We start from the raw sequence: 7,120 nt of genomic DNA, 5'->3' as shown, positions 1-7,120 counted from the left end.
GAAGAATCATACAGCACACGCCGGCGGAATCCGACACGTCACAACCGAGTCAATCCGTCGCAGCAAGATGTGTATACGCCCTAGTGCCTCAAGGGGGGAGATTGAATGTCACGTATCGTTTCGCCAATCGCGAAAGTTGAAAGAGAGGCGCTACCGGCGAAGCTACCGATCTCCCCCCTTGAGGGGGAGATGGCCGGCAGGCCAGAGGGGGGCGCTGTCCCTCCAGCGTTTGAAGGATTTTGTACCTGAAGCGCACGCGCTCCAGCTGGACTCATCCCATCCGCCCGCGCGCCTTGACCGGGAGCGTCTCGATCACCGTCTCGCCTTCGATCAGATGCACCTCGTCGAACAGGTTGGTGACGACGCAGCAATGGTCGGGCACGACGCGTACGCGCTCGCCGATGCGAAGCTCGGCGCCGCCTGACAGAGTGACATTGCCGTGCTCTTCGCTGAGGCTGGTCACCCTTGCGCCTGAAATGCCCAGCAGCTCGCCGAAATCGGCGAGCCCCAGCGTGTCGCTGGACAGGGCCTTGCTGCCGGCGTCGAGGATGGCGCGTGTCGGCGTTGGGTGGCTGACCACCGTCGACAGCACCGTCAGTGCGCAATCGTCGAGGCTGCCGACGCCTTTGGCGACCTGATAGCGGTCGAGATAGATGTAGGTGCCGGGCCGGTATTCGGTAACGACGCTATGCTCGCCGGAACGCCACATATCGGGTGTGCCGCCGCTGGAAATGCGCTCGCAAGCAAGGCCGGCTGCGGCAAGTGCTTGCTGCGCATCGGCGAGCCACGCCTCGGTCTCGGCGGCGCGGCCAGCCCCCGGGTAGGTCATCAAGCCGCCGAAGACGAGCCCCCGGAACTTGTCGATCTCGCTCGCCAGCGCGGCTGCCTCGCCGGCCGACTGCACACCGCAGCGGCCCATGCCGGTGTCGCATTCGACCAGCACCGGCAGGCGGTGGCCGGGATCGGTAAAGGTGGCGGCAAGTCCCATCAGCGTGTCCATGCTGTCCGTTGTCACCGACAGGGTTACGCGGCCGTGCAGCGCCTTGAGGCGCTCCAGCTTGGCCCGCCCGAGGATATTGTAGGGCAGAAAGATGTCGGTCAGTCCGGCGTCGGCCATGACCTCGGCCTCGCCGATCTTCTGGCAGGTGATGCCGACGGCGCCGGCCGCGATCTGCTTCTTTGCCCAGTAGGGCAGTTTGTGGGTCTTGATGTGCGGCCTGAGCTTCAGCCCGTGCCGGTCGGCATGGGCCTGCGCCCGCGCGATATTGGCTTCGGCGCGGCCGGCATCGATCAGGATCGCCGGCGTATCGAGGTCGTCTATGCTGCGCATGGTCTCACCATCGGAAATTGGTTGACCTTATGGCCCTGATCGGACCCCATGTCATGGGGCCAGCGACAGCAGTTTGCATCGACACCGGATGGACGTTCGGCTATTGCAGTTTGAGCAATTCCCAGGAAAAGTGTGAAACGGTTTTCCGTCCGGAATTGCGTCCAAAAAAAAGATAGAGCGGTTCGGCGTTTCCGTGAAACGATGAACCGTTCTAGCGCTCGCAAAGCGACGGGAAGGAACCACGATCATGAAACGCTCCGCCATCAACGACATCATCCGCGACGCCGACGCCTTCATCCGCTCGTTCGGCTACATCATGCCGCCCTTCGCCTACTGGTCGCCGGAAGAGATGAAGGCGCGCCGGCAGGATTCGTCGGCAATCTTCTCGTCGCGGCTTGGCTGGGACATCACCGACTACGGCCAGGAGAAATTCGACGAGCTCGGCCTGTTCCTGTTCACCGTTCGCAACGGCCGCTACGAGGACATGAAGAAGGGCATGGGCATGCTCTATGCCGAAAAGATCATGATCTCGCGCAAGGATCAGCTGTCGCCGATGCACCGCCACAACATCAAGGCCGAGGACATCATCAACCGTGGCGGCGGCAAGCTGGTGCTGGAGCTGTTCATGCATGATCGCGATGGCGGCATCGATCCGAAGGCCGAAGTATCGGTGCCTGTCGACGGAACCATCCACAGGCTGCCCGCGGGCGGGCTGCTGAAGCTCGACCCAGGCCAGAGCGTCACTTTGCTGCCGGGCGTCTGGCACGCCTTCTGGGCCGAGGGCAAGGACGTGCTGATCGGCGAGGTTTCGACCGTCAACGACGATCTCACCGACAACGTCTTCCGCGAGCCAATCGGCCGCTTCGCGGACATCGACGAGGACACAGCACCGCTGCACCTGCTGGTGTCCGATTATGAGAAGTGGGTGGGGTAGGGCAGAAGAGTCGGCAGGATTGTCGAAAAACGACCACGAATTCAATTCGTGCGATTAGCAATTCCACGTAGCCTGCGGACTTCGGCGATCAGGCGAGGGATGTCCTGGCGAGCGGCGGCAATGAAATCCTGGTCGGCAATCGTCGCGCCAGTCATTTCGATGTCTTCACCTCTATCCGGTCCTTGGCCGGTTTGGATGAAATTCGATCCTCCAGAAAAATCCCGGCCCTCGACCCACGATTTCCACGGGCCGGTCTGGGCCGCGGCAACTCGGGCTTCCATCTCTTGAAGTTCAAGCTCGGATAGAGATGTGTTCATGACAGCCTCGCGGAGCGTTGTTACCGTGCGTGCTTGTCGGCCCTGCGGTTGCCCAGCAGCAGCTTGCGCTCGAGATGCGCCCGCAATTCCCCGTAATACGCCGTCAGGAACGCGCGTGCGTCATGGGCTTGGGGTGCCGCGCCGATCTTGCGTCCGATCGTTTCGGCCACCGTCCGCAGGGCGAAATAGTCGTCGCGGCGCAGCACCTCCTCCAGCTTGTGGAGTTCGGCAATCCCGTAGGCATCGAGTTGGGCGTGGCTGAACCGGAAGGCGCCGGCCGCCGGATCCTGCCGTGCCGACAGGTCTTCAAGCAAGGCGCGCTTCGGCGCCTCGACCACCCAGGTCCCCGCCAACAGGTCGCCGATCCGCATGCGGTCTCGATTGAACAGCGGGAACAAGGCAAACAGCAGCGTCCACACCAGTCCGAACACCGTCGTCAGCGTGTCGGCGAGGTCGGTCCCGCTGCGTCCAACGATGATCGACAGCGGCAGGAACACCTCGATCTCGCGCATCAGGTTGCGGGCGATGACCTGGTCGATCGACAGGCCGTCTCCGCTGCGCGACGCGACCCGGATGCCGACGATCCGCTTGCCGGGCGTAGCCGCGCGCCGGCCCGCTTCGAAAACGATGAAGTAGGCGTTGCGCAGAAAGAAGATCAGGATGATCCAGACGACGAAGAGCGGCTGAAATCCCTCGCTGCCAAGGCCTCCCACCCCGAACAGCGCGACGATCGTGATCACGATTGCAGCCACGGCGATGAACACGATGTCGAGCAGGAAGGCGGAGGCCCGCGTGCCGGCGTCGGCCAACTTTATCCGGAGATCGACGCCTTCGGGCGTGATCAGCGGCCGTATAGCCGCGAAGGCGGCGCGTTTAACGATCGCCATGCCGCACCGCCCGGAACAGGTAGAAATAACCGATCCACAGCACCAGCATGCCACCGCCAATGCCGTAGCGCGTGATGTCGCTGGTGATGGTCTGCCTGCCAATGCCCTCGAGCAGCCCGGCAAACAGCAGCATGACTGAGACCCCGACCATGGCGTTCGCGGCGATGCGTCCGGCGCGAGCCGCTGCCGCCATGCGTGTCAATTCGCCGGGAAAGGCGATGCTGGTGCCGATGCGCATGCCCGCCGCGCCGGCCAAAGAGATTGCGAACAATTCGGTGGTGCCGTGGATGGCCAGCCAGCCGCCGAGCTCCATGCCAAGCCCCTTGGACCAGTAGACTTGGAACAACGCCCCGATCATGCAGCCGTTGAACAGCATCAGCAGCACCGTCGGCACTGCGAAGGCGAAGCCAAGGGCGAAGGCCAGGATTGCGACCTGGACGTTGTGCGTGAACAGATAGGCGGCAAAGCCTGAGAGAAAGCCATTGTCGCCATCATAAAGCATGCCTCGCAGCAGTTCGGCCGAGGTGTCGGGGCCGCGGCCTCCTGCCAGGCCGGGCGGGATGATCGCGTCGAACCAGCTCTTGTCGGATGCCACCAGCCAGGCGCCTGCACCAATGCCGATCACCATCAGCGCGACCGACGCCAATGTCTCGCGCCACAGGTCGCGAATGGCTTCGGGCCAGTCATGCAGGAAGAAATCGGCGAGGCGCTGCCGCAGCCCGCGGCGCGCGCCGTAGAGATAGAAATAACCGCGCAGCGACAGCGCTTCGAGATAGCCGACCAGCGCATTATCGAGCGATGTCGCGCGCGCCACCGACAGGGAAGACAGCGCCGATCGATAGAGCAGCGGCAGCGACAGCAGCTCCTCTTCGGAAAGCGTCCGCGGCGCACGCTTCTCGACACGCGCCAGCAACGCCTCGAATGCCTTCCAGTCGGCCTCGCGCTCGCGGCGGAAGCTGGCCAGCGACTGGCGTACCGCGTCGCCGCGCACCGCATTGCTGCGTACCGGCGCCGTCACAGCAAATCCTCCTGCTTGAACTGCAGATAGCGCTCGACCAGCGCCGGACCGAGCCGGCTGTGGTCGGCTTCGATCACATGCGCCCCAAGCAGGCGCAGCCGGCCGATGACGACCTGCCTTTCGCGCAAAAGCCCTCCGGCGACGACCGCGCGGGCAACATCCTCGCCGGAGCGTGGCGGCAGGTCGGCCAGGCCCTCCAGTTCGGTGTCCTTCATCATCATGAACAGCACGAGATGCCGTTCGGTGAGCCGGCCCACGGTGCGCAGCATCAATTCCGCGCTGATCGGATCGACGAAATCGGTGAAGATGATGACCAGCGAGCGGCGGTCGAGCCGCGCCGCCAGCGTCGTCAATGCCAGCGTGAAATTGGTCTCCTCGCTGGAGTAGTCGATCTCGGCGGCCCGTTTCTGGATCATCGCAAAGCTGGCGGGGCCGCGCACCGCGCCGCTCGAAACGCGCGGCCTTGCATCGAAGCCGAACAAGCTGACCATGTCACCGCCCTTCAGCGCGATGAATGCCGACAGCAAGGCGGCCGTCACGGCCCGGTCCACCTTCGGCACACCGTCGACCGGTTCGCACATCAGGCGTCCGCTATCGATGGCCAGCACGATATTGTTGTTCTCCTCGATGCGGAACTCGCGCGCCAAAAGCTTGCCGTGGCGGGCGCTGCGCTTCCAGTCGATCATGCGCCGGCCCATGCCCGGCTGGTAATCCTTGAGCGCGTCGAACTCGCGGCCTTGGCCGGCGCGGCGCTGCGCATGGCCTTCGGCAAGCGCCGCATGTTGCAGCAGCGCGATCGCCTCGCCGCGAGCGCTGCTGACGTCGGGCAGCACCGCAACCTTGCTTTCCACCGGCAGTACGACCTGGTTCCAGACCAGCCCAAATGGCCCGCGCCAGCGCACCCAGAGACGGTCGAAGCTGGCGACGCCGCGCCGCAGCGCCTGGAAGCGGAGATTGAGCGACCCGCCTCCGGCGGTCGGCTGCAACGCGCCGCCGCTGCCGCTCACCGGCGCCAGACGCGCATCATGGCCGACCCGAGCCTCCGCGGCGCGCGGCCCCGAGTGACGGGCGGCGACGTGCACGCTGAACTCGCCGCCGACACCGACCTGCTGCGGCGCATCGATGCTGGCATTCAGCGATGCCCGTCCGCGTCCGGCCGCGGCATCCACCGCCAGGAAGGCAAGCAGCAGGCAACTCCACAGCAACCCCAGATACCAGAACGACGGCAGTGCCAGCGCGACCAGGAAGGCCGGCACCGCGCCGGCCGCAGCTGCCCATACCGCTCGGCCGCTGGGATAGATCAACGTGGTGCTTCCGTCTGGTCGACCAGGTCGGAGACGATCTGCTCGACCAGCCGGCCATCGATCTGGGCGGCAGGCGAAAGGATGACGCGATGACGCAGCGCCGGCACCGCCAGCGCCTTGACGTCGTCGGGGATCACGTAGGCGCGTCCGTCCAGCGCCGCCCGGGCACGCGCCGCGCGCGCCAGCATGGCGCCGGCGCGCGGACTGGCCCCGACCTCCAGATCGGCATTTTCGCGCGTAGCCCGAACCAGCGCCGCTATGTAGCCGACGACATCGTCGACAAGGGTGACGGAGCCGACGACTTCAAGGGCCTCCTGCAGCGTTTCGCGATCCGTCTGCGCCTCGATGCCATATTGCGCGATGTCGTGCGAGGCGGAGCCGCCGCCGTGATGGACGATGATGGCTCGTTCTTCCTCGGGGCCGGGATAGCTGACGCGGTGCTTGAACAGGAAGCGGTCGAGCTGCGCCTCCGGCAGCGGATAGACGCCCTGGTGCTCGATCGGATTCTGGGTCGCGACGACCATGAAATTGCGGCCGAGCGAATGCGTGGTGCCGTCGAAGGTGACCGCATGTTCCTGCATCGCCTCGAGCAGTGCGGCCTGCGTCTTGGGCGGCGTGCGGTTGATTTCGTCGGCAAGCAGGAGATCGCAGAAGATCGGGCCGCGCGTCAGCGTGAACTGCCCGGTCTGGAAGTTGTAGATGTTCGACCCGACGATATCGCCCGGCATCAGGTCCGGCGTGAACTGGATGCGCCCGTAGGCGATCCCCAGCGCCTGGGCGAAGCAGCGCGCCGTCATTGTCTTGGCCGTGCCCGGGGGACCTTCCAGCAGGATATGCCCGCCCGCAAACAAGGCGGTCAGCATCAGGTCGACCGTATCGTGCTGCCCGGTGATCGCCTTGGCCACTTCTTCCCTGATCCGTGTCGCCAGGGCCTTCACATCATCGACGTTCACCGAGCCTCCTTGCCGTCCAGTCATGCAGCCGTTCTGCTGCCTGTTGCATCTGCGTCAGGTTCTTCGCCTCGCCGGCCGCTTGCGAGCGCGTCGTGAAACCGCCGGCTTGCTCCTTATCGCGAGAGTCGAGCCAGTGGTCGAGCGGTTTGCCTTGCAACCCTTGCGGTGCGCCGAGCAGCGCGCCGGCGCGTACCCGCATCAAGGCCGCATAGCGGCCTCCCAGTTCGTCCAGCCGACCGGCACGCCGCATGAGCATCGCCGTCGTTTAGAACCACCCCCCCGATGGGGAAGGGCAAGCGGGGGGGGGGGGTAGCGGCGGGGCCGCACCGCCCCACGCCCGCCGGGACCGCCCCCCCCCCCCCCGGCCGGGGGTGGCG

Annotated in this window: 8 protein-coding genes; 1 reads left to right on the top strand and 7 read right to left on the bottom strand. The window is 65.3% G+C overall.

The window, feature by feature from the left end; genetic code table 11:
- Positions 1 to 271: 271 nt before the first annotated feature.
- Positions 272 to 1,330, bottom strand: coding sequence for a D-TA family PLP-dependent enzyme (locus NKH16_RS34350; RefSeq protein WP_352745991.1), 1,059 nt, complete (start codon positions 1,328 to 1,330; stop codon positions 272 to 274).
- A 247-nt stretch (positions 1,331 to 1,577) separates the two neighbouring features.
- On the opposite strand from NKH16_RS34350, the gene NKH16_RS34345 reads away from it, so the two are divergent.
- Positions 1,578 to 2,264 carry a D-lyxose/D-mannose family sugar isomerase gene (locus tag NKH16_RS34345; RefSeq protein WP_023674428.1) on the top strand — a complete coding sequence of 229 codons (687 nt, stop codon included), beginning with the start codon at positions 1,578 to 1,580 and terminating at the stop codon, positions 2,262 to 2,264.
- 41 nt (positions 2,265 to 2,305) lie between these two features.
- On the opposite strand, the gene NKH16_RS34340 is transcribed toward NKH16_RS34345, so the two are convergent.
- The 6 genes from NKH16_RS34340 to NKH16_RS34315 form a co-directional block, all read right to left on the bottom strand.
- Positions 2,306 to 2,581: a hypothetical protein gene (locus NKH16_RS34340; RefSeq protein WP_352449242.1), complete on the bottom strand. Its 276-nt coding sequence runs from the start codon at positions 2,579 to 2,581 to the stop codon at positions 2,306 to 2,308.
- A gap of 20 nt (positions 2,582 to 2,601) precedes the next feature.
- On the bottom strand, positions 2,602 to 3,390 hold the full coding sequence (locus tag NKH16_RS34335; protein WP_352457151.1) for an RDD family protein: 789 nt from the start codon (positions 3,388 to 3,390) through the stop codon (positions 2,602 to 2,604).
- 64 nt (positions 3,391 to 3,454) lie between these two features.
- Positions 3,455 to 4,486 carry a stage II sporulation protein M gene (locus NKH16_RS34330; RefSeq protein ID WP_352745988.1) on the bottom strand — a complete coding sequence of 344 codons (1,032 nt, stop codon included), beginning with the start codon at positions 4,484 to 4,486 and terminating at the stop codon, positions 3,455 to 3,457.
- The gene (locus NKH16_RS34325) at positions 4,483 to 5,790 is read right to left on the bottom strand and encodes a DUF58 domain-containing protein (RefSeq protein ID WP_352745987.1); all 1,308 of its coding nucleotides are present in this window, start codon (positions 5,788 to 5,790) and stop codon (positions 4,483 to 4,485) included. Before NKH16_RS34325 ends, NKH16_RS34330 begins: the two co-directional genes overlap by 4 nt.
- Positions 5,787 to 6,743 carry an AAA family ATPase gene (locus NKH16_RS34320; RefSeq protein WP_352449246.1) on the bottom strand — a complete coding sequence of 319 codons (957 nt, stop codon included), beginning with the start codon at positions 6,741 to 6,743 and terminating at the stop codon, positions 5,787 to 5,789. Before NKH16_RS34320 ends, NKH16_RS34325 begins: the two co-directional genes overlap by 4 nt.
- Positions 6,730 to 6,993 (bottom strand): hypothetical protein, encoded by a 264-nt coding sequence (locus tag NKH16_RS34315; RefSeq protein ID WP_352903872.1) that lies wholly within the window; start codon positions 6,991 to 6,993, stop codon positions 6,730 to 6,732. Before NKH16_RS34315 ends, NKH16_RS34320 begins: the two co-directional genes overlap by 14 nt.
- Positions 6,994 to 7,120 lie beyond the last annotated feature (127 nt).

Source organism: Mesorhizobium sp. M1307 (assembly GCF_040318155.1).
GTDB lineage: Bacteria > Pseudomonadota > Alphaproteobacteria > Rhizobiales > Rhizobiaceae > Mesorhizobium.
Note: the sequence above shows the minus strand (reverse complement) of the source record. Positions and strands in the feature narration are given on the sequence as shown.